At 67.3% G+C, this 25,908-nt stretch carries 17 protein-coding genes and 1 pseudogene; 7 read left to right on the forward strand and 11 right to left on the reverse strand.

The genetic code is table 11. The features are described 5' to 3' along the window. Positions 1–18 precede the first annotated feature (18 nt). Complete coding sequence (locus tag Poly30_RS23320) at positions 19–2,640, reverse strand: sigma-70 family RNA polymerase sigma factor (RefSeq protein WP_419190554.1); 2,622 nt, start codon at positions 2,638–2,640, stop codon at positions 19–21. A gap of 141 nt (positions 2,641–2,781) precedes the next feature. Here Poly30_RS23320 and trhA point away from each other — a divergent pair, with 141 nt between their 5' ends. From trhA to Poly30_RS23355, 7 genes are all read left to right on the forward strand, one after another. Beyond that, a complete protein-coding gene (gene trhA, locus Poly30_RS23325) occupies positions 2,782–3,495 on the forward strand; it encodes a PAQR family membrane homeostasis protein TrhA (RefSeq protein ID WP_419190555.1) in 714 nt (237 codons plus the stop codon). A 55-nt stretch (positions 3,496–3,550) separates the two neighbouring features. Continuing rightward, entirely contained in the window at positions 3,551–4,741 is a 1,191-nt protein-coding gene (locus Poly30_RS23330) for a 3-keto-disaccharide hydrolase (RefSeq protein WP_419190556.1), read from the forward strand. 15 nt (positions 4,742–4,756) lie between these two features. Beyond that, a complete protein-coding gene (locus Poly30_RS23335; protein ID WP_145203209.1) occupies positions 4,757–7,174 on the forward strand; it encodes a hypothetical protein in 2,418 nt (805 codons plus the stop codon). After that, on the forward strand, positions 7,146–9,974 hold the full coding sequence (locus tag Poly30_RS23340; protein ID WP_145203212.1) for a tetratricopeptide repeat protein: 2,829 nt from the start codon (positions 7,146–7,148) through the stop codon (positions 9,972–9,974). The genes Poly30_RS23335 and Poly30_RS23340 overlap by 29 nt, the downstream gene beginning before the upstream one ends. 168 nt (positions 9,975–10,142) lie before the next feature. Beyond that, positions 10,143–11,483, forward strand: a complete 1,341-nt coding sequence (locus Poly30_RS23345; RefSeq protein WP_145203216.1) for a lectin-like protein — start codon at positions 10,143–10,145, stop codon at positions 11,481–11,483. A gap of 40 nt (positions 11,484–11,523) precedes the next feature. Next, the gene (locus tag Poly30_RS23350; protein WP_145203218.1) at positions 11,524–12,918 is read left to right on the forward strand and encodes an alginate export family protein; all 1,395 of its coding nucleotides are present in this window, start codon (positions 11,524–11,526) and stop codon (positions 12,916–12,918) included. A gap of 309 nt (positions 12,919–13,227) precedes the next feature. After that, positions 13,228–14,742, forward strand: coding sequence for a phospholipase D-like domain-containing protein (locus tag Poly30_RS23355; protein WP_419190557.1), 1,515 nt, complete (start codon positions 13,228–13,230; stop codon positions 14,740–14,742). Between the two features lie 46 nt (positions 14,743–14,788). On the opposite strand, the gene Poly30_RS23360 is transcribed toward Poly30_RS23355, so the two are convergent. The 10 genes and pseudogenes from Poly30_RS23360 to Poly30_RS23405 form a co-directional block, all read right to left on the reverse strand. Beyond that, positions 14,789–15,808 (reverse strand): M20/M25/M40 family metallo-hydrolase, encoded by a 1,020-nt coding sequence (locus tag Poly30_RS23360; protein WP_145203221.1) that lies wholly within the window; start codon positions 15,806–15,808, stop codon positions 14,789–14,791. Between the two features lie 30 nt (positions 15,809–15,838). Next, positions 15,839–16,384, reverse strand: coding sequence for an N-acetyltransferase (locus tag Poly30_RS23365; protein ID WP_145203223.1), 546 nt, complete (start codon positions 16,382–16,384; stop codon positions 15,839–15,841). A gap of 10 nt (positions 16,385–16,394) precedes the next feature. Next, positions 16,395–17,795, reverse strand: a complete 1,401-nt coding sequence (gene argH, locus Poly30_RS23370) for an argininosuccinate lyase (protein ID WP_145203225.1) — start codon at positions 17,793–17,795, stop codon at positions 16,395–16,397. Beyond that, entirely contained in the window at positions 17,792–19,009 is a 1,218-nt protein-coding gene (locus Poly30_RS23375; RefSeq protein WP_145203227.1) for an argininosuccinate synthase, read from the reverse strand. The genes argH and Poly30_RS23375 overlap by 4 nt, the downstream gene beginning before the upstream one ends. 20 nt (positions 19,010–19,029) lie before the next feature. After that, the gene (argF, locus tag Poly30_RS23380) at positions 19,030–20,001 is read right to left on the reverse strand and encodes an ornithine carbamoyltransferase (protein WP_145203229.1); all 972 of its coding nucleotides are present in this window, start codon (positions 19,999–20,001) and stop codon (positions 19,030–19,032) included. A gap of 17 nt (positions 20,002–20,018) precedes the next feature. Continuing rightward, entirely contained in the window at positions 20,019–21,209 is a 1,191-nt protein-coding gene (locus tag Poly30_RS23385) for an aspartate aminotransferase family protein (RefSeq protein ID WP_145203231.1), read from the reverse strand. Then, positions 21,199–22,044: an acetylglutamate kinase gene (gene argB / locus Poly30_RS23390; protein WP_145203233.1), complete on the reverse strand. Its 846-nt coding sequence runs from the start codon at positions 22,042–22,044 to the stop codon at positions 21,199–21,201. Before argB ends, Poly30_RS23385 begins: the two co-directional genes overlap by 11 nt. After that, positions 22,041–23,048 carry an N-acetyl-gamma-glutamyl-phosphate reductase gene (argC, locus tag Poly30_RS23395; RefSeq protein WP_145203235.1) on the reverse strand — a complete coding sequence of 336 codons (1,008 nt, stop codon included), beginning with the start codon at positions 23,046–23,048 and terminating at the stop codon, positions 22,041–22,043. Before argC ends, argB begins: the two co-directional genes overlap by 4 nt. After that, positions 23,045–23,497, reverse strand: a complete 453-nt coding sequence (locus Poly30_RS23400) for an arginine repressor (RefSeq protein ID WP_145203237.1) — start codon at positions 23,495–23,497, stop codon at positions 23,045–23,047. The genes argC and Poly30_RS23400 overlap by 4 nt, the downstream gene beginning before the upstream one ends. Before the next feature lie 195 nt (positions 23,498–23,692). Next, a pseudogene (locus Poly30_RS23405) lies at positions 23,693–25,705 on the reverse strand (thrombospondin type 3 repeat-containing protein); the annotation flags it as partial. Positions 25,706–25,908: the final 203 nt, after the last annotated feature.

Below are 25,908 nucleotides of genomic sequence, written 5' to 3' on the forward strand. Positions count from 1 at the left end.
GGGACCCGAGGCGGAGGGCTACCGGGGGAGGAGGCGGATGGTATGGGAGCGTTCCCGACCCACGAGCGGTCCCTCGATCGACCCCACGCTTCCGTCTTGCGCACGCGCCATGACCCGATAGTCCCCTTCCAACGGCTCCAGGTCGATCTCGATGGCCATTGCGTCGATGAGCATCTCCTCGCGTAGGAGCACGCCGGTCGGCGCGTGACGGATTTCCAGCTGGACAACGCCCTCAGGCTCACGTTCATCGGCGTCGACCACGCTCAGCCGGACCCTCGTGGTCGACTCCGCCGAAAGCGTGAGGCGCGTCGTCCTCTCGCTCATCACCATGACTTCGATGGCCCGGGACGAGTAGTGCGTGGCATTAAACCCGACGCGATAGAGGCCGGGGACGAGCGCCAGCGGCATCGCCGCATCCCATGGGATTTCCTCCTGGCGGTCCTCTGACCCGGATCCATCCGTGGCCGCAAGCGTGAGGCTACCGCTCCCGCGCCGGGGCTCATCCGGCGCGAGCAGACTCACTTCCAGCCAGCCGGGCCGCGGGACCTCGATCACGCCCACGTCGAGCTGCTCGCCGTCTCCGAGCGAAACCTTGGACGTGGTCGGGTGCAGCCCGCGCTCCGTGTCGGCGAGCACCTGGAGTTCGTAGTCGCCCCCGAGCGCGTCCGTGCCTGCATGGAAGCGGCCGTCGGCGTCTGCTAGAGCCCAAGTGGACCAGCCCTCCTCACGGGATCGAATTCCCACCTTGGCCAGCGCCGGAACACTGCCGTCGGGATAGGCGACGCGACCGACCACCGCCAGCCTGGAGGTCAAGCACTTGCCCGAGACCTCTAGCACCAGAGCCGCATCACCGGCGTGAACGTCGCGGAAGACCGCAAAGCCCTTCTCCGGGTCGTAGTAGCCCTGGTAGGGCATGGCCGAGAGAACCTGAGTCCTCGCTGAGACTCCCTCGAGCACAAAGGCGCCATCGACCCCGGTGCGGCCCTGACTCTCCGAAACCATGAGGCTTCTTTCGTGGGACCTGACGTACCAGGAAGCCAGCGGTGCTCCCTCGGAATCCACCAGTCGACCTTCGATCCGAAGTGAGCTCTCGGGGAGAGAGTCCGGCACGGAAACCTCTCCGCCAAGGCTCGCATCCTTTCCCATGACGACGTCGAAGGTGATCCGTTCGCCAGGAACGAGCGGCGGAGTCGGAATCCACCGTTCGACGAAGCCGCTGGCGCTAGCGTGCACATGATGCGTGATGCACGGAAGCTCCGAGAGCTTGACCCAGCCCTCGACGTCGGTTCGCGCACGAAGTCTCGGATGAACGCTGAACGCCTTCCCGCTCAGGGGATCCCAGAGCGGTTCGCTGCGAAGCGCGGAGGGCTCGCACACCAGAACGTCCGCTTCCGGCACAGGCTCGCCACCCTCGTCGACCAGTCGAACCTCCAGGCTCGCACCGGGTCCCCCGAGCCTCAACTCGATGGGTTGCAGAGGGTCGGTGAGCGCCACCAGCGAGTGCGCTTGGCCCGGGAGAATCGCGAACACGAAGGGAGGCTTCCCGTCGACAGGGAGGCGGAAGAGACCTTCATCATCCGAGAGGGCGACGGGAGTCAGTTCGATCGCATCGTGGATGACCGCCTTGGCCGCGGCGGAGCCGTCTGCCATCAGAACCCTCCCGGTCCAGTAGGCCGTCATCTCCGGGGCCATGGACGTCGAAACCGGTGCCCCATCGACCGTATCGAGCTCTGACTCGGCGCCGGCCGAGGGACCGGGCCTGCTTCGGCTTTCGGGTCGCGGCGCCAGCTCGCGAAGTGCAACCCGTCGAGCGTCCGCTATCGGGTTCGCCTGTAAGGGAGCTCCGACCACGTCCTGGGAACGGCTCGGGATCAGGAAGACGGCGAACAAGGCAGCACCCACCAGGCCGCCGACGGCAAGGAGTAGCTTGGACATGACGAGGCCTCCGAAAGCGAGACCGAGGGGAGCATGAACGACTGCTGAAGACACCATGGGCGAGGAGCCCGCCAGCACGGTGCGTGGCCGAGCCGCCGCGACCACGACCTCGCGGACCGCGGCGTGCCCCCGCGGCAGCGCGCTACCCGCCGCAACGGCCAGCGCCATATCCGAGGGCAAGAGCTTCCGCAGCCTTTCGAGCCCCCGCGCGATCTGGACGCGCACCGTGCCGCTGGATGGAGCCTCTGGCAGCTGCAGAGCGATCTCCGGTGCCGTAAGGCCGCTCATCAGAAAGGGCTGTAGCACGGCACGGTAGCGCTCCGGCAAACGCTGGAGCGCGAACTCGACGGCCTCGGCCACGTCGCTCACTTCTTCTATCACGGAGACAACCGCCGCGTCCTCCACTCTCAGCGACGACTCACGGGCTCGGCGGCGCCCTGCATCTCGCCGCCCACGGGCGGCTTCCCGTGTCAGGATGCCGAAGAGCCAGGGGCGCACCTCACGCGAGCGGTCGAAGCGATCCGCTCCCTCCAGCGCCACGAGAAACGTCGCCTGAACGAGGTCCTCGGCGCTCGCGATATCGGGCGCAAGATGCCGCGCGAGGGCGAGCAACTCAGGGCCCACGAGGTCGAACAGCCTGCCGATCGCCCGACCGTCGGCACGGCGGACGTAACGTAAGAAGAGTCGAGTGGCACGGTCCTTCATCGGGCCCCCTCTGCCCGGGAGCCCTTGAGCGTAACGCTCGTTCCGGATTTCTGGTGCCATCGATCCATTCGCTGGCCGGCCCCGTAAGCCCCCCATTTCCTTCAATCACGTGTTGCGCTCGGCGTGCCGACCGTGTGACTGGTGCCCACCGTGCCCATCCGCTCACTCCCTGGCTTCTACGAGCCGTTCTCCTCGATCTCCCACCTCCTGGGAGCAGGCGTCTTCGCCATCCTCGGCGTCATCTTGCTGCAGGAAGCGCGCGGACATCGAGGACGCATGGTCTGCCTCGGGGTTTACGTTTTCAGCACGGTATTCCTCCTGTCCATGAGCGGCGTCTACCACATGCTCCAGGAGGGGTCGACGGCCCGCGCCGTCCTGGGACGCCTGGACTTTGCGGCAATCTTCGTGCTGATCGCCGGCACGCATACGCCGATCCAGTGGCTCTTCTTCCGGGGACCCGCGCGCTGGCTGACGCTCGTGGTGATGTGGAGCGCGGTCGCCACGGGCGTGACGCTCTTCAGCGTCTACTACGAGGACGTGCCGCCTGCCCTGGGGACCGCTGTGTTCCTGCTGCTCGGCTGGTTCGCGGGCGTTTGCGGACTGATCGTCTGGAAGAGGCTCGGCACGGCGCGGATACGTCTGCTGATCGCGGGGGGCGTCACCTACTCGGTGGGCGCCATTCTCTTGGGCCTGCAGTGGCCCACGGTCGTCCCGGGCGTGATCGGCTTCCACGAGCTCTGGCACATCGCCGTCCTCGGCGCCATGGCCATGCACTGGCGGTTCTTCTACCACTTCGCCCGGTCTGGCTCCGACACCGCCGAAGTGCTGTTAACATCCACCGCGACTGATTCTTGATTGACCCGGTAGAACGCCTGACCCCCGATCTTCTTTGACTTCGACATTCTCCACCGTGCTCCCCGCACTTATCGCCTGCGGGCTGGCGTCGGCCTCGGCTCCCCCCACCAACGAGTGGATCAGCCTCTTCGACGGCCACACGCTCGAGGGCTGGACCCAGCTCAACGGGACCGCCACGTACGAGGTCCAGGACGGCGCCATCGTCGGCACGACCGCCGAGGGTAGCCCCAACTCGTTCCTCTGCAGCGACCGCTTCTTCGGCGACTTCGAGCTGGAGTTCGACGTCAAGCTCCTGAACGACGAGCTCAACAGTGGCGTCCAGATCCGCAGCCACTCCTTCCCGACGCACAACTCCGGACGCGTGCACGGCTACCAGGTCGAGATCTCCACCAACGGCGCTGCGGGTTTCATCTACGACGAGGCGCGCCGCGGCTGGCTCAGCGAGAACCGCGAGGACCCGGTGAAGAATGCCGCGTTCCAGAACGGTGAGTGGAACCACTACCGCGTCATCTGCCTCGGCCCGACGATGCGTACCTGGATCAACGGTATCCCGATCGCCACGGTCGTCGACAGCGTTTCCCCCGCCGGCTTCCTCGGGCTCCAGGTTCACTCAGTCGGTGGCGACCCGAAGTGGCAGGTCGCCTGGCGCAACCTGCGCCTGCGCGAGCTGGGCGACGGAGGCGGCTTCGTCGAACTCTTCAACGGGAAGGATATGACGGGCTGGAAGGTGAACGAGAACCCCGAGTCCGTCCGCGTCCAGGACGGCGCTCTCGTGGTCCAGGGCAACCGCGCCCACGTCTTCTACGACGGCCCTGTCTACCACCACGATTTCAAGAACTTCGAGCTCCGCACGCTCATCCGGACGAAGCCCGGCTCGAACAGCGGCGTGTACTTCCACACGAAGTTCCAGGAGGAAGGCTGGCCCGAGCGCGGCTACGAGGTCCAGGTCAACAACTCCCAGTCCGACTGGCGCAGGACCGGCGGCCTCTACGGAATCGACGACATCAAGGAACCGCCCGCCAAGGACGACGAGTGGTTCGCCATGAACGTCCGCGTCGTGGGCAAGCACGTCACCGTTTCGGTCGACGGAAAGCCACTGATCGACTACCTCGAGCCCGAGGGCGTCGAGCGCATCCCCCAGTTCGCAGGCCGCCTGATCGACCGAGGCACCTTCGCCCTGCAGGCCCACGACCCTGGCTCCGAGGTTTGGTACAAGTCGATCTCCGTTCGACCGCTACCGGAATAGACCCCGACCGCAGCTTTGCCGAAGCCCTACGTAGAAGAGTTCCACGGGTCCCTCGGCTCGGCCGCGCCCGTGGTTCCGCTGGGTCCGCTCCACCGGCTGGGGTTCCTGGTGGTCGGCGCGGGACTGGGTCTTCAGGCGGCGAGCCTCTTTCGGCTGGGGTGCAGAGTCGGGCTCGGGACCCCGTGGGACGAGCGCGTGCTCGGGCTCGTCTTCCTGGGACTGATCGGGCTGGGAGCGGTCCTCTTCGGGCCGCTCGTCCGATCCAGACCGCGCGGAGGCTGGGTCGCGGCGGCGGCCACGGCGGCGGCCCTTTCCGTTCTGTCCCTGGCCGTCGTCGCGGCGACGACCACGCCGCTCGGCTTCAAGGCGCACTGCCTGCGCTTCGGTTCCGACGCGTCCCTGGCGGGCACGCCGCTCGTCGACGCCAGCGCCGCCCTCGTGATGTTCGTTCTGCCGGGCTTCGGGCTCGGCGCGGTCCTCGCATCCCGGGGGTTCCGGTCCGGGCGGATCGCCCTGGCGGTCGGACTCGCGCTCGGCTGGCTCTCCTATCCGCTGGCCTTCGCGCAGATGGAATCCATCGACTGGAAGAGCGCCGGCTCGGCGGGGCTCGTCGTGCACGGCGCGATCCTCGCAGGAATCGGAATCGCGCTTGCCGCTGCGAACGCGGTTCCCGGCCTCCGGTTCGGCACGCTCACGGGGCTCGCGCTCGCAGGGGTCGCCGCGCTCGTGCCGATCTCCCCCATCGGGATCTATCCTCCCTGGCAACGTTTCGCGGTGAAACCGCTGGAGATCTTCGAAACGAAGAACGGCCAGTACACCGTTCTACCGACCGGCTCGGATGGCACGCAGGTGCTGCTCGATCAACGGGCGCTCTCACCCACGACGGCCGACCTCTTGCTGGAAGCCGCCTGCCTGCAACGGAGCGCCGAGCGACTCGCACAGGCAGGAGTCCCCGGGCCGCACAGGGCGCTGGTCCTCGGGCTTCTGACGCCAGAGCGCGCGGACCTGCTCGCGGCCTTCGGCATCGACGTCGCCTATCGCTCCGCGCTCTGGTACGAGGACATGGAGAGGGTCGAGAAGGCGGCGGGCTGGAGCTCGGCTCCGCCGGGCAAGATCGTTCCGCCGAGCGAGTTCGCGTCGATCGGCTCGCCTCTCGTCCTGTCGTTTCCGATAGGAGCCTACGCATCGGCGGGCTGGGGCCTCGACCTTCTTCGGAGCGCCGCGGGTCAGAAGAAGATCCTCTGGCTTCCGCCCGACCTGGGCATCCAGAAGGCACCGAAAGACGCACGGTTGATCCTGGCCTCCAGCGGGCTCGAGCGGTTCGCCTTCGGCTGGACCGATCTCGGAGTGGAAGGCGTCGACGACGGCCCTGCGCCCAACGTGACGCCGATGACCTTTCAGCGCATGTCCATGCGCCCGGAGGCGCGCCCGTACGCGGCCCTCCGGGACGTCGCGGAGGGAGCCGATCCGGCCCTCGCGCTGCACGCCGCCGCCCAGCGAATCAGCTCCCCCTTCGAGTCCCCGCTCGAGCAGATCGAGATCGTGCCCGAGGCGCTCGCGCTCTGGCGGGACCGCGCACTCGCCTCGAAGGAAGCGCCCGGCGCTTACCTGCGCGGCGTGCTCGAAGGCGCCGGCGCCGCGCTCATGGCCCAGGGCGAGGTCCCCTGGGTCTTCGAATTCCTTCTCCCGGTGGCCGACCGCTTCCCGAACCTCTACGGCCTCCAGATCGCGCTCGCCTGGGCCGACGCCCAGGAGCTCCAGTTCCGCGCCGCCGCCGACCGGCTCCGGCCCCTCGTCGCGGGGCTCCCCAATCGTCGCGACCTCCAGATCGCCCTCAGCGATGCTCTCGTGGCCCTGAACGATCCCGAGGGCCGCGCTCTGGCCCAGGCGCTGCTCCGCGACGACCCCCAGAACCCCGTGCTGTTCGGCCTCGCACGCGGGGTGCGCGGAATGACGACGCTCGCGGCCCCGGGCGGCTACGAGTCCCTGTCCCAGGAGGAGGCGCTTGCCCTGGCCGACGGCGCCGTCCTGGGCACCATCACGGGAATCTCGGTCCAGGAGGTCGAAGCCAGCGACGGCGCTCCGCTGTTTCTGACTACCCTCCGCGTCTCCGGCACGGAGCTTGCCTCGGGTGACGAGGGCCTGCACGAGGTCACCTTCCTCGGCGGCTTCACGGATCCCGAACACGGCAGCTTCAACTCCAGCGCGCCTCCCGCGTACAGGACCCGGCCCGGACGCCGCGTCTTCTACTACTACCAGACCCAGAACGACATCGCGGGTGGCGTCGCAGGCGACTCGCTCCTCCGCGGTCGAGGGGGGCTCTTCACCGCGTTCGAGACGCGCGACGGAGAGGTCCTCGTCCAGGGCCGTGGAAACGCGGCCGCCATCCCCTACAACCTTGTCCGTGACGAACTCCCCGCGCCCCATCGATAGCGATTCCGTCGCTCCTCGCCCGCTCGTTCTCGCCCTCGCCCTGCTGCTGATCGCGGCGACGGCGGCGCTCTACGTGCCCTCGCTGAGCGGCGAACTCGTGTACGACGACCTGCCGCTCATCGAGCAAGCGCCCGCTACCCGGTCGATCCAGGCGGCGCTCCAGCGCTTCATGGAGCCGTTCTGGGAGTTCAACAACCAGGACAGCGAGGTTCAGCGCGGCGTCTGGCGGCCGCTGACCAGCCTGGCGCTGGCGGTCGGCCGCACGATCGGCGGCGGCGCGCCCTTCGGCTTCCACCTCGTGTCGCTGCTGCTGCACATCGCGGGAACGATCGTCGCGTTCCGGCTCGGTGCGCTCCTTCTGCGAACCCGGGCCGGAATCGCGAGCGCGACGCGTGCCGCGCTCGGCGGCGCCGCGGTCGCGTGGCTCTTCGCCTTCCACCCCGCGCAGGTCGAATCCGTGGCGTGGATGTCGGCGGTCAACGACCCGCTCTTTGGTTTTCTGGCGCTCTGGGCTCTGCTCTCCTACGAACGCGCGGCCCAGGCCGAGCGCGCGCCCTGGCTCGCGGCGCTGCTCATGCTGCTTGCGCTCGCGTCGAAGGAGACCGCAATCGTAGTGCCGATCCTCGCGGTTCTGCTCGACGTGACGGCCGGGCGCAGGCTCAGCTCGACGCCCGGGCGGCGCGCGCTGCTGGCCCTTTTTCTTCCGCTGGCCATCTGGTACGGCGTGCGCGTCTACGTGTTTGGCGACGTGACCGCAGGCGTGTTCCGCGACCACGGCGACTTCGGGTTCTCCGCCTCGCGCGAATGGACCTTTCGCATCGAGCTCGCCGGAGGCTTTCTGCGCCATCTCTTCTGGCCGGACGCGCCCGCCGTTTTCCGACCTGTACATCCCGTCCTGCCCGCGGGCTCGCAGGCGGTTCTGCACGGAGCCCTCTGGCTCGGAGGCACGGTCGTCGCCGCCATCGCGGCCCTCGTCCTGCGCAAGCGCGCGGTCGCCTTCGGCCTCATCGGCGCGCTCGTGGTCATCGCGCCCATGGTCGCGTCCCCGGACAGGGCGGGCCTCTTCCCCGAGTCCGATCGCTACCTGTACCTGGCTGTCTTCGGCGCTGCCCTGGCGCTCATCGCGGTGCTCGCGCGCCTGCGGTCCGCCCTGCCGATGGCGCTCGTCACCCTGACGGCGGCCGCTCTCATGGGCCGGATCAGCTGGGCCCACGAGGACACCTTCCAGAACGAGATCGCCTTCCGCGATGCCGCCGTGGAAGACGCGCCCGACAGCCCGAACGTGCGCTGGGGAGCCGGCCGCGCCTACATCACCGAGTACGTTCGGACCCAGGACACCCCGACCCTGGAACAGGCGTACATCCACTACCTTCACTCGCTGAAGGCCGTGACGAAGTACGGCGACGGCTCGTTCGTCGACGACGAGACCAGGAGCGGCGCGGAGCGGATCGCGCGACTGGAGAACCTGATCCTCAACACGCCCGCCGAGAAACGCCGCCTCGATCCCACCGTCTTCGCGACCACCGACGACCGCTATCAGGCGACGCTCGGTCAGATCTATTCGAACCTCCTGCGGATCGACGTCGCCAAGACGCCGGACCTCGACTATCCGCTTCGCCTCGCCGAGGGCGCCGCGCAGATTCTGGACTGGGGGAAGAAGCCGGAACTCGCGTCCTTGCTGGCCCAGATCCACCTTCGCCGCGGGGAGACCCAGCAGGCGAAGGAGGCCATCGCGCTCGCGATGAAGGCGGCCCCGTCCAACCCGAGCTACCAGGCGCAGCTCGGGCAGATCCTGATGCGGGAGGGCAACTTCGAGGGCGCCCGAACGACGTTCGATCGTGCTCTGGAACTCAGGCCCCAGGACGCTGATCTGCGGCTCGACTTCGCATCGGCCGCGCTGGAGGGCGGACGCCTGGAGATCGCCGAAGCCGCCATCCAGCGCGTGCTCGCGGAGGACAGCCCGAAGAACGTGCGCGCTCTCGTCCTGCGGGCAACCCTGGAGGGCAAGCGAAGGCGCCCGACCGAAGCGCTGCGCTACCTCGATCGCGCTCTCGCCGAGAATCCCAACAACGGATTGGCCCACAAGCAGCGCGGCCTCGCGATGGTTCAGCTAAACGACTTCGAGGGAGCTCTGGAGAGCTTCAGCAACGCGGCGCGCCTGATGCCGGAAGACTTCCAGTCCCACAACAACGTCGCGTCGCTGTTGCTCCGGCAGCAACCCGGACCGAACGCTTCGGAATCGGCGCAAGAGTCGTGGCTGCTCGCGCTCGAGCCGGTGCTCGTACGGGCCTACATGCTCTCACCGCCCAGCGGTCAAGAGCAGCTGCTTCTTCAGCAGCAACTGGAGCGGCTTGTCGGAAACAACCCGGACCGCGCTCTCAACCTGGCGACCAGTCTCCGCCTTCAGAACCGTAGTGCGCTCTCGCTGATCTGGGTGAACCGGGCGATCGAGGCGCGGAACGCCTGGCCGGAGGAGGAACGGGACGGCAATTTGCTCCTCGCGTACACGCTTCAGGGACAGCTCTCCAGGGAGGCGGGACTTGCCGAAGATGCCGTCCATGCCCTGCGGAACGCGGTCCTGATCGAGCCGAATCACTTCCCCGCACAGTTCGAGCTGAGCGATGTCCTCACGGCGCTGAAGCGCTACGACGAGGCGCGAACCCCGACGCTGAAGGCGCTCGAGCTCTTCCCGGAAGCGGGCATCGCCAGGGAGATGGCCGCGGCCGTCAAGGGAACGCTGGAGCAACACCTGAAGCTGATCGAGGCGAACAGCGCGGCGGGGCCGGAGCTGCCCCGGTAGCGTCGAGCGGGCTGGCGGAGACCAGCGGAGGTTCCCGGAACGGCACGAAGAACGGGCACTGGCGGACGGCCCAATCATCTGTGGCCGACTTCGCGGCGGGCGTTTAGCGTGAGAGGTCCACGGAACCCGATCGATGGGCTCCAGGTCCTTTCCAAACCCCGCTTCAAGATGCAAATCCTCTCCCGCCGTCCCTCCTGCGTCTTCTCCTACCTCGCGCTCGGTGCAGCGTCCGGTCTCGTGCTCGGCGGCAGCGCTCTCGCACAGGGTGCCGACAGTTGCTCCATGGCCCAGGCCATCTCCGGCGCCGGACCGTTCCAGTTCGACACGTCGATCGCGACGACCGACGGAGTGCCGGATCCGCTCTGCGACAATGCCGGCAACGACGACATCTACAACGATGTCTGGTTCCAGTGGACTGCGGGCGCCTCAGGCCCCCACATCCTGTCCATGTGCAACGGCTTCACCAGCGGAGATACGAAGGTCGCCGTGTACGACGGTAGCTGCGCTGGCAACATCATCGCCTGCAATGACGACTCCAGCTGCGGTCTCGTGAGCGAGGTCGACTTCAATGCGACGATGGGTGGCGTCTACTTCATCCGGGTCGGCAACTTCGGCGTCACGGGAACGGCCATCGGCGACTTCACGGTCAACCTCGATACGCCGATCCTGAACCCGAACAACGGGCACTTCTACAAGCTCTACAGCGCGCAGCTCGGCTGGAACGACGCGAAGCTCGCGGCCGAGGGCGTGATCTGGAACGGCAATCCGGGCCACCTCGTGACGATCCAGGACCAGGCAGAGCTGGACTGGATCCTGAACAACATCGCGCCCAGCCGCCCGTGGATCGGCCTGTCCCAGAACCTGTCCGCGCCGGGTTACTCGGAGCCAGCCGGCGGATTCGAATGGGTCACCGGTGAGCCGTTCACGTTCATGAACTTTGCAGCGGGTGAACCGAACGACATCTCGGCGAGCGGTGGCCCTGAAAACTTCGTGGAGATGTTCGGCAACGGCGAGTGGAACGACGCGGAGGAGTTCCACACCTTCACGAACCAGTATCTCGTGGAGTGGGACGGACTTGGCGGCTTCGGGACCAACTACTGCACGGCGAACGCCAACTCCACGGGCCAGCCGGGCAGCATGTCGGCCGCGGGTTCGCTCACGGTTTCGGACAACGATCTGACGCTCACCGCCTCGGGACTGCCGAACTTCGCCTTCGGATTCTTCATCACCAGCCAGACCGAGGGCTTCGTGATGAACCCGGGCGGCAGCTCGGGCAACCTCTGCCTCCTCGGCGCCATCGGGCGCTTCGTGGGCCCGGGCCAGATCCAGAACTCGGGGAGCAACGGAGAGATCGACCTCACGGTGAACCTCAACATGGTGCCGACGCCGACAGGCTTCGTCTCGGTCCTTCCGAGCGAGACACGAAGCTTCCAGCTCTGGCACCGCGATTCTTCGGGCGGCACCCCGACCTCGAACTTCACGGACGGACTGCGCCTGACGTTCAACTAACTCCTTGTGGGGGCCATGGGCTGCCGCTCTACTGCGACCCATGACCTCACCCCGCACCATCCTCTGGGCTGCCCTGTGCCTCTCGGCCGGCAGCCCTCTCGCTTTCCCCTCTCAGAAGGCGGTGCCCTGGCGTCTCTCCGACACCCTGGAGTCACCGGATTGGTTCGAGATCAGCGGCAGCGTCGATGTTCGCTACGAGAGCCTCGACCGGCGCTTCAAGAGCGGCGAGTCCGGGGAGAACCACGGCACCTTCACCCGCGCGCTCGTGGCGATGACGCTGAGGGACACCTACCTCGAGGCCACGGCAGAGGTGATCGACGCGCGCGCGCTGGGCGTCCCCGATGACGCGCGGCTCACGACGAACGAGGTCGACACGCTGGATCTGCTCCAAGGCTACGTGGCCGCGCGCTTCACGGACGCCTTCGAGCCCGGCGACAAGCTCCGAGTGCAGCTCGGCCGGCACACGATGGACGTCGGCAGCCGCAGGCTCGTGGCGCGCAACATCTTCCGGAACACCATCAACGCCTTCACGGGCCTCAACGCCCAGTGGGAGTCCGCCAACGGGGTCGAGGCGCGCGCGTTCTACACCTACCCCGTCCAGCGCCTGCCTGGGAATGGCGACCCGGACGCGCTGAGGGACGGGGATACGCGCTTCAACGCCGAGCCGCCCTCGATCCGCTTCTGGGGCCTCGTCGGGGATGCGCCGCAGGGTCCGCTCGGTTCGACCGTGCAGGGCTATCTCCTGGGCCTCAACGAGCGCGACTCCCTGGACTTCGCGACGGCGAATCGCCAGCTCGTCACGGTCGGCGGACGGCTCAACAAGGATCCGGAGCCAGAGACGGTCCACTGGGAGCTGGAGTCCGCGCTTCAGTTCGGCAAGTCCCGGAAGTCGGCCTCTTCCACGGAGAGCCTGGACCACGAGGCCTTCCTCCATCACCTGACCGTCGGCTACATGCTGCCCGGCGAGACGAAGCTCCGCGTGGAGGGCGTCTTCGACTGGGCGTCGGGCGACAGCGACCCGAACGACGGCAAGAACGAACGATTCGATTCGCTCTACGGCATTCCGCGCCAGGACTTCGGGCCGACCGGCATCTTCCGCGAGATCGCGCGCGCCAACCTGATTTCACCCGGCGTCCGCGTCTGGCTGGAGCCAGCGGACCGCTGGAGCCTCATGGCCCTCTACCGCGAGGAGTACCTCGCTTCGGACCGCGATGCCTGGACGACCACGGACATTCAGGACCCGACAGGCAACTCCGGAGATCACATCGGAGCGCTGTCCGAGATCCGATTCCGGTACGAGCTCGCGCCGAAGAGCAGCCTCCTGGAGTTCGGCGTCGCCTATCACTCGGCGGGCAGCTTCGCCAAGCGAGCGTCGACGGGCAACGGCGGCAGGGACGCGCTCTACGGCTACGTGCAGACGACGTTCTGGTTCTGATCCCGTGCCGCTCGAACTCGTGCGGCACTCGGAGAACTACGCCACCTGACGGAACCAAAGCGAGCTCTCGGTGAGCTGAATGGCGGGGTTCGCCCTGGCCATCTCGAAGTGGCGGCTCTCTTCGACCACGCCATCCACGTCGACATGCTCCCGATCCTGGGGGATCGTGCTGCCTCCGCTACCCCGACCCTCCCAGGTCGGAAAGAGAAGCCGTTCAACGGAGCGCTCACTCCTTCATCTCGACGAAAGGTGAGGGCGCTACAACGTGAGGCTTCCAGTGGCGTCCTCGCCCGTACTCGCCCCCCATCGATGCTCTACGACGCCCTCACCAGTCGCCTCCATTTCGCTCCCGACTACGTCTGGACCGCGCTGTTCGTAGCGTGGATCATCGGGAGCACCCTATTTCTCCTCCTGCGGCGTCGCAGGCCCGCGACCACGCTCGCCTGGATCTTCGCCTTCTGGGCTTTGCCGATCGTCTCCGGGCTCGTCTATTTCCTGTTCGGTCCCAGACGACTCGACTCCCAGAGCGGCCTTCGCCAGCGCGCTCGTCGCCTGTCCGCGACGGTCGCGCCGCGACCCGCCGAGGCGCTCCCTGAGGAATTTCTGGCCGCGACCACGTTCGCCGACGTCGCCCGGGTCTCGAGAGCCCTGGGCGATGTGGACCCGGAACCTCGACGAGCCAGCTCGTTCGCGATCTATCGGGATGGCGAAGAAGCGTATCCCGAGATCGAAAGGGCCTTTCGCGAGGCGCGTAAGACCATCAACCTCCAGTACTACATCTGGCAGCCCGACAAGATCGGCACCCATTTCCGGGACCTTCTCGCCCAGCGCGCGAGGGATGGGATCGAAGTGCGGCTCGTCGTCGACACCTTGGGCGCGAAGAACTGCGCGGGCGACTTCTGGAACCCGATGATCGATGCGGGCGCCGAGGTCCGGAAGTTCAACCCGCCCCATCCGCTCAAGCCGCAGCCTGGCAAGACGAACTTCAGGACTCACAAAAAGATCGCGGTCATCGATGGCACGATTGCCTTCACAGGTGGCATCAACGTGAACGACGAGGACACGGCCCACGGCGGCAGGCCCTGGCGTGACACCCACGTTCGACTGGAGGGCGCACCCTCCCTGGACCTTCAGACGATCTTCCTCGACGACTGGCTCTACGGGCTTCCTGTCAAGGCCAGCGCCCGCCGTCCGAAGGGACCGGGAGAACTGGCGGGCGAAGGCGGCGGCCCTTCGCTCCCAGAAGGCGTCGAGGACTGGTTCCCCGAGTTCGAGGAAGGGCAAGGCCCTTGGGTCCAGGTCGTGGATTCGGGACCGGACGAATCCTCCCACGATATCCACATGCTGATGTTCACGGCGATCACGCTCGCCAGGAAGCGCGTCTGGATCACGACTCCCTACTTCGTGCCGGATGATTCGATCTTGACGGCTCTCACGTGCGCAGCGTCGCGCGGCGTGGACGTGAGGCTTCTGCTTCCGGCCGAGGGAGACAGCAAGGTCGTCGAAGCGGCCGCCGAGACGTTCACGCGGGAGATCGCGGAGCGCGGCGCACGCGTCTGGCGCTACGACCCGGTGATGAATCATTCGAAGACGATGGTCGTCGACGATGGGCTCGCTCTCGTCGGAACCGCCAACATGGACAACCGGAGCTTTCGCCTGAACTTCGAGCTGATGCTGGCGATCTTCGACGAGGGTGTCACGGCCGACCTCGCGGCTCTTTTCGAGCAAGACCTGGAGCAGTCCCATCGCTTCGAGGCCAGGGACCCGGGCGTACGGCAGCGGCTCATCGAGAACGCCGCGAGAATCCTTGCCCCGTTCCTTTGAACGCGTGTCCGCTGAACGCATGTCCTCTGAACTGGGCAATCAAAGCTCAGTCGAGCAAGCGCCGCACCGTCTCGCAGTAGCGCGTCACCGCGGCCTCGATCTCCGCCACCTCGATGCGCTCGTCCTTCGTGTGCGCGAGGTCGATGGAGCCCGGCCCCATCAGCAGGGGCTGGCCCCAGCGTGAAAGGTGCGGCGCGTCCGTTCCGAACGCCACCGAAAACGACGGCTCGCCCTCGGGAACGTGGAATCGGACCGGGCCGCTCTGCTGGCGTGCCTCCACGAGCTTCACGTGCGGGCCCAGCGCCGCCTCGATCCGTGCGCGAACCACGCCCGGGTCCTCCACGGCGCGGACGAGGACCTGGGCGCGGGCTTCCGGCGCGACCACGTTCGGCGCGTGGCCTCCATGGAACGTGCCCACGTTGATCGAGCCGCGCCCGAGGTCAGCGTCCTCGCCCCAGTCCGCCTGGGTGAGCTTGGCGCAGCAGCCGACGAGCTCGTGGATCGCCGAGGGTCCGAGGGGATTCGACGAATGGCCCGCGACGCCGCTGCCCACGAGTTCGCCGAGGAAGATGCCCTTGTGGCCGCTCACGAAGACATTGCCCGTCGGCTCGCCCACGATCGTGAAGCGCGGGCTCCACTCGTCCCGCAGCGAAGGGTCCGCCGCGAGTCGCGCGTCCGCGAAGGCCGCGCCCGCGCTGTCGATCTCCTCACCCACCGTGAACAGGAAGCCGACGCGGCGCTCACCCTCCGCCACGAGTCGCTTTGCGGCGAGCAGCATCGCGAGCGCCTGCCCCTTGGCATCGCAGGCGCCGCGCCCCCAAACCGTTCCGCGCTCGATGCGCGGCGGAATGAAGGGCGGCACCGTATCGAGGTGGGTGCAGAACACGACCTCGGGCCTATCCGCACGCCCGAGCAGATTGCTTCGGCCCGGAGCCACCTCCTGGTACTCGACGCTGAAGCCCTCGCTCGTCAAGGCGCGGCCGAGGGCCGCCCCGTAGGCGCCCTCGTTTCCGGTGATCGACTCGATGTCGATCCAGTCGGACAGCTCTTGCGCGATGCTCTTCATGGCCGGGATTCTACGGCACGTGAGGGCGCGTCAGCTGATCCGAAAGGGCTGACCCGGCGTCGGAAGGGCCACGTTGGAGAGCCTGGGAGCCTCCGTCGAGACCTTCAGGACCTTGACGACGGCGATCTCGTCGCACTTGTGGAACTTCGGACAGTTGAGGCAGTCCGTAAAGACCTTGTGCGGCAGGGACTCGTGGGGCACCACCTCGAAGCCCAGCTTCTCGAAGAAGCCCAGCACGTAAGTGAACGCCATCACGCGCGCGATCCCGAGGTCCCGGGCGTCGTCGATGAGGCGAAGCGCAATGTCGCGGCCAAGACCGAGCTTCTGGAACTTCGGATCGACCGCGATCGAGCGAACCTCCGCGATGTCCGTCCAGATCACCGCGAGGGCGCCGCAGCCCGCGAACTCGCCGTCGACGTAGGCGACGACGAAGTCGCGCAGTTTCTCGACGATCGACGCAGGCGAGCGAGGAAGCATCACGCCCTTCGCGGCGAGGCCGTTGACGAGGTCCATGATCGGCTCGACGTGGGCGATCGTGGCGCGTTTCAACTCGATCGTGGGGGCGGATTCCGTCATGGCTGCCCCGTCAGGCCGGCGAAGAGAGCCGCTTCTTCCAGGCCGCGACCTCGTCGCGAACGCGTTCCACCGCGGTCCCCCCGATCACATCGCGCCGCGACAGCATGGCTTCCGTCGTGAGTTCCGCGGCGAGGTCGACCCCTTCCAGTTCGGGCATCACCGCCGCGCGCGCCGCGGCCGAAAGCTCGCCCAGTTCGACGCCCTCTTCGATCGCTGCGTTCACCGCCTGCCCCACCCGGTCGTGGGCTTCACGGAACGGCACGCCGCGCCCCACCATCAGGTCGGCGAGGTCGGTCGCGTCCAGATAACCGACCCGGGTCGCAGCGAGCGCACGCGTGCGGTCGAAGACCACGTCCTCGGCGACGAGCTTCGCCACCCGCAGGCACGCGGTCGTCGTATCGAGCGCATCGAACAGCGCCTCCTTGTCTTCCTGCAGATCCTTGTCGTACGCGAGCGGCAGACCCTTCGTCGTCGTCACGAGAGTCGTCAGCGCGCCGTGGACGCGTCCCACCTTGCCGCGCAGGAGCTCCAGCGCGTCAGGGTTGCGCTTCTGCGGCATCAGGCTCGAGCCCGTCGAAACCGTATCGCCGAAGCGCAGGACCGCCGACTCCTGGCTCGCCAGGAAGATCCAGTCCTCCGCCAGCCGCGAGAGGTGCAGCATCGCGGTCAGGCAGCCGAAGATGATCTCCAGCACGTGATCGCGATCGCTCACCGCATCGAGGCTGTTGTGCGTCGTACGTGCGAACCCGAGGGCTCGGCTGAGCCCGTCGCGGTCCACCGGATACGCCGTTCCCGCCAGCGCGCCCGAGCCGAGCGGGCACGCGTCCATGCGACCCGCCGCGTCGCGCAGGCGCTCCGCGTCCCTCGCCAGCATCTCCACGTAGGCGAGGCACTGGTGCCCGAACGTGACCGGCTGCGCACGCTGCAGGTGCGTGTAGCCCGGCAGCGCCGCGTCCGCGTGCGCGCTGGCCAGCTCGACCAGCGAAAGCTGGAGCGCCTGGAACTCACCCTGGACGTCCGTCAACCAGCCGCGCAGGTAGAGCTTCAGATCCGTCGCGACCTGATCGTTGCGCGAGCGACCCGTGTGGAGCTTCTTGCCGAGGTCCCCCACCCGAGCGACGAGCGTCTCCTCGATGAACGAGTGCACGTCCTCGGCGCGCGAGGCGTCGATCGGCGATGGGTCCTTCTCGAGCTCCGCCCGGATCTCCCCGAGCGTACTCACGAGTTTTGCCGCCTCGTCCGCGTTGAGCACGCCCGCCTGCGCGAGTCCGTTCGCCCAGGCGACGCTCCCGTCGATGTCCTGGAACACCAGCCTGCGATCGAACGGCAAGCTGCGATTGAGCTCGTCGAAGATCGGGTGCAGGCCGCCTGCGAAGCGGCCACCCCAGAGTTTCGCGGGCTTGTCGCTCACGCGTTCGCCCTCTTCACCGAAGCCGCGACGGTGCCGGGAAGACCGAAGAGGCGCACGAAGCCCTCGCTGTCCTTCGGCTCGTAGCCCGCGCCCATCGTGAACGACGCGAGGTCGCTGCGGTACAGCGAGTGCTTGCTGGACGCCGCCAGCGCGGTCGCGCGGCCCTTGTAGAGCTCGACCGTCACCTCGCCGCTGCACGTCGCCATGACCGAGCTGAAGAGCGCATCGAGCGCCTCCCGCTTCGGGTGGAACCAGAGGCCATTGTAGACCGTGCGAGCGTACTCGGGGGCGAGGCGCTCGGCGAGGTCCAGCGTGTCGCGCTCGACGGTCAGGCTGCGCAGTGTGCGCAGGCCCTCGAAGAGAATCGTGCCACCCGGCGTCTCGTACAGGCCGCGCGACTTCATGCCCACGAGGCGGTTCTCGACGATGTCGACGCGACCGACGCCGTGCTTCGCGCCGTACTCGTTGAGCGTCTCGACGAGCGCCACCGGGCCCAGCGCGACGCCATCGACGCTGACCGGCACGCCGGCCTCGAAGCCGACCTTGACGTTCTGCGCCACGTCCGGCGCCTTCTTCGGATCCGTCGTCCACGTCCACGCGTCGTCCGGCGGGAACTCGGTGACGTGCTCGATGGCACCGCCCTCGTGGCTGATGTGCCAGAGGTTGCGGTCGCGACTGTAGATCTTTTCCTTCGTCGCCGTGATCGGGATCCCCGCGCGGTTTGCGTAGTCGATCGCGTCCTCACGGCTCACGATGTCCCAGGTGCGCCAGGGCGCGATGACCTCGACGCTGGGATCGAACGCGCGGTAGCCGAGCTCGAAGCGTACCTGATCGTTGCCCTTGCCCGTGCAGCCGTGGGCCACGACGGTCGCGCCGACCTCCTTGGCGTACTCCATCTGAGCACGCGCGAGGATCGGCCGCGCGAGGCTCGTCCCGAGCAGGTAGCGGCCTTCGTAGATCGAGAGGGCCTTCAGCGCCGGCCAGATCATCTCGGTGACGAACGCCTCGCGCAGGTCCGCGACCTTGCACGACGCCGCACCGGTGGCCGCCGCCTTCTCCTCGAGCCCGACCAGTTCCTCGGCGCCCTGCCCCACGTCGCCCGCAAGGCAGTGGACCTCGTAGCCGCGCTCCTTGAGCCACGGGATGATGATGGAGGTATCGAGGCCTCCCGAGTAGGCGAGGACGACCTTCTTACCCTGAGCGTTATCAGTCATGTTGGAATCTTGGGCGGCGCTCACAGCGAAAACCCCGGAGCAAGTAGCAGAGCGAGCACGGCCTTCTGGGCGTGCAGGCGGTTCTCAGCGATATCGAAAACAATGGATTGGGGGCCGTCGATCACCGAGCGCGACACCTCGTGTCCGCGGTGGGCGGGCAAGCAGTGCATGAAGACGCCGTCGTCGGTCAGCTCCATGATCTCGTCGGAGATCGAGTACTCGCTGAAGATGGCGGCGCGCTCCTCCGTCTCGTCCTCTTGACCCATGCTGGCCCAGACGTCGGTGTAGATGGCGTGCGCGCCCTTCGCGGCGTCGCGCGGGTCGTTCACGAGGGTGTAGCTGCCGCCCGTCTCAGCGGCCGAGGCCACGGCCGCGCGCTCGATCTCGGCGTCCGGCTCGTAGCCCTCTGGCGTGCAGACGACCATGTTGGCACCGAGCTTGGTGCAGGCCGCCATCAGCGAATGGCACGTGTTGTTGCCGTCGCCGATGAAGGCGATGCGCCGTCCGGCAACGTCGCCCCAGCGCTCCATGAGCGTCATGGTGTCGGCGAGCGCCTGGCAGGGATGCACGAGGTCCGAGAGGCCGTTGATCACCGGGATCGAAGCGGACTGGGCCAGCTCGACGACCGTGCGGTGACGGTACGTTCGGGCCACGATCCCGTGGGTCCAGCGCTCCAGGTTCATCGCCATGTCACGCACCGACTCGCGGGCGCCCATGCGCGGCTGGTTCGACAGGTCGAGGAACGTCGCGCTGCCGCCGAGGTCCTGCATTCCGATGTCGAACGTGAAGCGCGTGCGCAGCGACTCCTTCTCGAACACCATCGAGAGTCGCTTGCCTCTCAGCAGGTTCGAGAAGTCGAGGGGACGGGACTTGATCTCCTGCGCGACGTGAAGGACCTGGCGCAGTTCTGCGACCGAGAGATCGCTGATGGAGACCAGATCCTTGCTGCTCAAGGAGTGGGTGCTGGGAGAGTTGGCGGTTGCGTTGGCCATGGTGACAGCTGAGGCGCTCAAAAGAAATCGGTCAGGAGACGGTCGAATCGTTCGATCCCTTCCGCGAGTTCATCCGCGGTCAAGATGTACGGGGGGAGAAAGCGAACCACGTCCTGGGCCGCCGTGACGGCGAGGACGCCAGCGCGGAACAGGCCGTCGACGATATCGGAGGACCGACCGGGAGCGACGACGCCCTGGATGACGCCGCGACCGCGACGGACGGCGAGCACGTCGTGGCGAGCGACGAGGTCATCGAGGCCCTTCCCGAAGGCGTGGCCGATCTCGATCACATGGTCCTGCAGGCCGGCTTCGAGTTCGTCGAGCACCACGAGCCCCGCGCGGCACGCGAGCGTTCCGCCGCCGAACGTGGACCCGTGCTCGCCGGGCTGAAGCGTCTTCGCCATCTCGCCGCGGGCGAGCATCGCGCCGATCGGGACGCCCGCGCCGATGGGCTTGGCGAGCGTCACCACGTCGGGCTTCGCGTCGTCGCCGGCGCGCATGGAGGCGAGGAACGTGCCCGTACGGCCGCCGCCGCACTGGACCTCGTCGTGGATCAGCACGGTGCCGGTCTCGGTGCAGAGCGCGCGCGCCTTCCGCAGGAACCCGTCGCACAGTTCCAGGATGCCACCCTCGCCCTGGATCGGCTCCAGGATCAGCGCGGCCGGGCGCTTCGCCAGCGCGGCGGCCAGCGCCTCGTGGTCACCGGGGTCCACGAACTCGACCTCCAGCATGGCGCCGAAAGGCTCCCGGTAGGCCGCCTTCGACGTGACGGAGAGGCTTCCGAACGTGCGCCCGTGGAAGCCGCCCTTCAGGGCGACGAAGCTCTGTCGGCCGGGCTCACCCTTCGCGAGGTGATACTTACGCGCCAGTTTGAGCGCGCCCTCGTTGGCCTCGGATCCGGAGTTCGAGAAGAAGACGGCGTCCATCCCGGCTGCCTCGCAGAGACGGGCCGCGAAGGCCTCGCCCGGCGCGTTGCGGTAGAGGTTCGAGATGTGGCCGAGGGTCGCCGCCTGTTCGCCGAGCGCCTTCGCAAGGGCCGGATGGCCGTGGCCGAGACAGGCGGCGCCGATGCCGCTGATGAAGTCGAGGTAGCGATTCCCTTCGCTGTCGAAGAGCCAGGCGCCCTTCCCGGAGACGAAGAGCGGATGCGCACGACGGTAGGTGCCCATCGTCCGATCCACGGACGGTGTCGTCGTTTCAGGAGCCATGGGCGACCTCGGAGGCTGTGACGATGGGGTTGGGGGCGATGAAGGAGGTCCCTGCGCCGGAACCGAGGGCGGCGACGAGCGCCTGGGTTGCGTTGCCGCTCGCGATCTTCACGAGCGTACCGGGGAGCGCCGCGGCAGCGCTGAGCGCGGCCTCGACCTTGGGGATCATGCCGCCCTTGAGCACGCCTCGGGCCTCGAGGCGAGCGGCGCCTGCGGCGTCGAGCGTCAGGACCGGCTGATCGCCGTCCAGAACCGACGCCACGTCCGAGAGGAACAGCACCGCGTCCGCGCCCCAGGCGCCCGCGATCGGAGCGACCGCCGCGTCGGCGTTGACGTTGAGGAAGCTCGTGCCGAGCGCGTCCGCCTCGTCCGGGGCGACGGTGGCGATCACCGGGACGAAGCGGGCCGCCGCGAGATCTTCGAGCACGGAGGCGTCGACCGCGACGATCTCCCCCACCGCACCGAGCGCTGGATCCAGCACGCGCGCGGACGCGAGGTTCGCATCGGCGCAGGTGAGTCCGATGCTCCGCACCGAGGCCTTGGCGAGCGCAGAGACCAGAGCTGCGTTCACCTCGCCGCCGAGAACCTGAACCGCGGCGAGCGCCGTCTCGGGATCCGTGATCCGAAGTCCGCGGTCGTTGCGCTTGACCTCCAGACCGAGGCGCTCCTGGTGCCGGGTGAGCTGAGCGCCACCGCCGTGGATGATCACCACGTCCAGGTCCAGCTCCGTCATGCCCTGCGCGACGTTCGCCGCAAAGCGCACGCGCGTCGCCGGGTCATCGAGCACGCTACCGCCGATCTTCAGCACCACGCGGCGCCGCTTTTCGGCGCTCAAAGGGCACCTCCGTCGGGGGTGCGCAGGCCTTCGAGTTCGTCGAAGCCAAGCATCACGTTCATGTTCTGGAGCGCGGCTCCCGCCGCTCCCTTGACGAGGTTGTCGATGGCCGACGTGACGACGAGGGCGCCGTTCGCCTCGGCGATCGCCACGTGGCAGTGATTGGTCCTCGCGACGCTGCTGGTCGCGGGCTGGCTGTCGATGAGGTGGACGAAGGGCTCGTTCGCGTAGCGGTCCGCGATGGCCTCGCGCGCCTGGGCCAGCGTGACGCCGGCCGCGGGCTCGGCGTAGATCGTCGCCAGCATGCCGCGGAACATGGGCATGAGGTGCGGCACGAACGTCAAGGCGAGGTCGGCGTCGATCCGCGACTCGATCTCCGGCGCGTGGCGGTGGGTGCCGACGCCGTAGGCGCGAACGCTCTCGTTGACGTTGCCATAGAGCGTGGTCTCCGTGGGCGACTTGCCCGCACCGGACACGCCGCTCTTGGCGTCGATCGTGACGCGGCTCCCCGCGCGCAGAAGCCCCGCGTTCACGAGCGGCAGAAGCCCGAGCAGCGACGCCGTCGGATAGCAGCCCGGGTTGGCGATCAGCTGCGCGCTCTTGATGTCTTCGCGGCCATATTCGGTGAGGCCGTAGACCGCCACGTCGCAGAGTTCGGGCACGGGGTGCGGATGGCCGTAGACGCGCTCGTACTGAGCGGCGTCACGGAACCGATAGTCCGAGGAGAGATCGATGACGCGAGCGCTGCCCCGCAGCGCGGTCGCCGTGACCTGATGGCCGAGCCCGTGGGGCAGACAGAGGAACACGACGTCGAAGTCGCTCCCGAGGGCGCCGAGATCCAGGGGCTCGATGAACGCCTGAGCGCGCGGATCGGCGGGCACACGCTCTCCTCCCTCGCGGGCGGACATGAGCGTGATCGAGTTGATGTGAGCGTGGGACGCGCAGGCCTGCGCGAGCTCGACGCCGGCGTACCCCGTGGCGCCGACGATGGCGATGCTGGTCATGATGCCTCTCGGCCTGTAGCGTGGACGTTGAACTCGTCCGCCAGCGCGAGCGCGGCCTTGGAGCTGGGCGTGATCACCATCACGGTGTCATCGCCTGCGATGGAGCCAACGATCTTCGAATGGCCCGACCCATCGACCGCCACGGCGAGCGGTGAGGCTCCGCCCGGCGGCGTCCGGAGAACCACGAGGTTCTGGGCGGGCGTGGCGCTTTTGAGCCAGAGGTTCAGCGCTTTCACGAGCGGCGATGGAGCGCTGCCCGGCACGATGTAGCCGTGGACGCTCTTTCGGGCGTCTAGCTCGCGCAGGTCCCGGGAAAGGGTCGCCTGGGTCACGGAGACGCCGTGCTCTGCGAGGGCCTCCACCAGTGACTGCTGGCTCGTTCCGTGCCCGTCAGCAATGAGCTGAACGATGAGGGCGCGGCGCTTCTGGATCAGGGTCTCGGTCTGCATAAATAGCGATCTTTCAATGCATATTCATGCAGGCGGGGCGGCAACGCAACGGAATTGTCGCGAATTTGCCTGAGCTTCGACTCCTTGAAGGGAGCGGGCCGCGGTAGGCGGTGGCGCCCGGCTGCGCTACCTCTGCCCGGTTTCACGGCCCTCTCTACAGGAACCGGGTCGCCACGGCGACGCTGGCCTTCGCGGTCAGGGCCAGAGGAACTCCTTGCGAGCGGTCTTGTCGAAGTGCTCCCACTTCCTGACCTGATAGTAGAGATCAGGCCTGGTATCTACGATGGTCATCGCGAAGGGCTTGATGCTCTCCACCTGTTGCGCCAAGGAAGGCTCCGTACTGAATCGAGAGGACCAGCGGCTCCACTCCGTGGCCACCGATGGTTCGTTCAAGATCTCCAGCATCGCCAGGAACGCAGCTTGCGAATCGGAGCAGCCCACGTTGACCACGAGCTCCACCGGACTTCCACTGGCCGGAATCGCCTTTCCCTGTCGACTCGTCAAGGTCACGGTGTGGCTGACGCCGACCTCCAGGTCAGAAAGGTACTTCCAAAGGTGTGGCTCGGCCTGCGCTGTCGCGCTGAACGTCTTGTCGGAAGGATCCGGATCGTCGACACGCAGCTCGAATTGAACCACGTCTTTCCCTCCTGAGCCTTTGGAGAATCGAATGGGACCGATCATGACGGACGAAGGCGTACCCTGGAAATGAAGCCGATTGGGGTCGGTCCCCGCATGGAATTCCTCAAGGTCGCCGATACCGTCGAAGTCCCCGTCCTTGAGGCGTGGGTTCGAGGCGACCCGAGTTCCGTCGCTGGTCTCCCAGCCCTGGACTTCGGGGCCATCGAGCAACCCGTCGCCGTCGGTGTCAGGGTGGCTCTCGTCCGTTCCCAGGCGGAATTCGTCGCGATCGCCCAGTCCGTCACCATCGGTATCGACCACGTAGATCAGGTGCAGCGACTCTCGGCGCTGGACGAGAATATCGTCCAGCTCGAAAGCCCGCTCGAGGGGGTGGTACGCGACGACTTCATGGGAGTGTCCTCCGTCCCGCTGGCGTCCGTGCATGACGACCCAGTACCCGTTCGGTCGCTGCTCAGCTCCGTAGCCGTCTACCGAAACCAGTCCCTCGCATGGGGCCATGGCGCGGTCCAGCCCGGGCTTCTCGATCTGGAAAGAGCCCTCGACGATCGGAAGGCGCAGCGTCTCTTCAAGAATCTTCCTCGCGCTGATGCCCTCGGGGTACTGACCAGGAATCGCGACTCGATGTTCAGCCACACCCTCTTGATCGAGCCCCTTGCCTGACAGGGGGCCGTAGTCGATCACAACGCTCGCGGTCCGCTGCCCGACCCAGGTCATGTCATGGGCGAAAGCGACGCCATCCTCGCCGAGGAGCTCCAGATGGCTCGCCGCGATGACAAGTCCGCCTTGGTTCCTCAGCAGCTCCTTCACCTGCTCCAGCGTCAAGGTCGCTTCGAAGGTGAAGGGGTGCTTCGTCCTCTCACCCGGCTTGATGGAATCGCCATCGGAGGTCCCGCCGCTTCGTATCAGATCCGGAAACGGGAAGGCGACTTCGCCTGTGCGCGGATCGAGCACGTACGCCGCGAGCCTGAGGTCCTTGAGCGTCCAGGTGATCTTCCCGCGGTTCTCCAGTCGCGCGGACACGAGCACCTTGCCAGCATCCGTCATCGTCGACTGACTGCGGGTGCTCGACTCGATCTGACTGAGCGCCATTGACTTGGCATGGGATTGTTCTTCGGACCAGTTGGAGGTGGTCTCGGTGGAGGTGGTGTCGGTGTTTTCGACACCGAAGGTCATGCTCGCTTCGACGCTCGGATCGACGAGGCTCACCTTGGCACTGACGGTTCCTGATGCGCTCCACGAGAATGAACTCTCGACGGCGCGCGCCACCGAGCCGCCTTCCACGAACCGCCGCTCCGACGAAACCTCCTCTGCCCTCTCGAGTGCCTTCGAGAACTCCTCCGAGACGCCGAGCGTGGTATTCAGCGAGATCTTCGGTCGGGACGTGACCCGTACGGCAGCGACGGGAAGATCGGCGATGAGCGGATGGAAGAGAAGATAGCTCGACCCCGATCCGGTGTTGTCCGCGACCTCGGTGCCGTCGTCGATGCCATCGCCGTCCGTGTCCGCGATGTTGGGGTCCGTGCCTAATTCGAGTTCCCGTGAGTTCGAGAGGCCGTCTCCATCCGAATCCTGGGCGCATCCAGAGAGGGCCGCCAGAAAAAGAGCAAGCAGTGCTTTTCGCAGCATGGGGGGTGCCCGAGCAGGGCGGAAGGTCGGAGCAGAGAAGGAGGAGCGGGCGGGCCTTGCCTGAGCCACGGTGGAGGGACGGAGGCTCCCTGAAGGCTCAGCTCGTCGCGCGAGCCTCCAGCCCATCACGCCACCATCGAGTTTCT

It is taken from the genome of Saltatorellus ferox, assembly GCA_007751475.1.
In the GTDB taxonomy this organism is placed as follows: domain Bacteria; phylum Planctomycetota; class UBA1135; order UBA1135.

Bases quoted from the DNA above. Each gene is read 5' to 3' on its own strand.
- Poly30_RS23320 (WP_419190554.1), bottom strand. From the start codon at position 2,640: ATGAAGGACCGTGCCACTCGACTCTTCTTACGTTACGTCCGCCGTGCC.
- Poly30_RS23345 (WP_145203216.1), top strand. From the start codon at position 10,143: ATGCAAATCCTCTCCCGCCGTCCCTCCTGCGTCTTCTCCTACCTCGCG.
- Poly30_RS23350 (WP_145203218.1), top strand. From the start codon at position 11,524: ATGACCTCACCCCGCACCATCCTCTGGGCTGCCCTGTGCCTCTCGGCC.
- Poly30_RS23355 (WP_419190557.1), top strand. From the start codon at position 13,228: ATGCTCTACGACGCCCTCACCAGTCGCCTCCATTTCGCTCCCGACTAC.
- Poly30_RS23360 (WP_145203221.1), bottom strand. From the start codon at position 15,808: ATGAAGAGCATCGCGCAAGAGCTGTCCGACTGGATCGACATCGAGTCG.
- Poly30_RS23365 (WP_145203223.1), bottom strand. From the start codon at position 16,384: ATGACGGAATCCGCCCCCACGATCGAGTTGAAACGCGCCACGATCGCC.
- Poly30_RS23375 (WP_145203227.1), bottom strand. From the start codon at position 19,009: ATGACTGATAACGCTCAGGGTAAGAAGGTCGTCCTCGCCTACTCGGGA.
- argF (WP_145203229.1), bottom strand. From the start codon at position 20,001: ATGGCCAACGCAACCGCCAACTCTCCCAGCACCCACTCCTTGAGCAGC.
- Poly30_RS23385 (WP_145203231.1), bottom strand. From the start codon at position 21,209: ATGGCTCCTGAAACGACGACACCGTCCGTGGATCGGACGATGGGCACC.
- argC (WP_145203235.1), bottom strand. From the start codon at position 23,048: ATGACCAGCATCGCCATCGTCGGCGCCACGGGGTACGCCGGCGTCGAG.
- Poly30_RS23400 (WP_145203237.1), bottom strand. From the start codon at position 23,497: ATGCAGACCGAGACCCTGATCCAGAAGCGCCGCGCCCTCATCGTTCAG.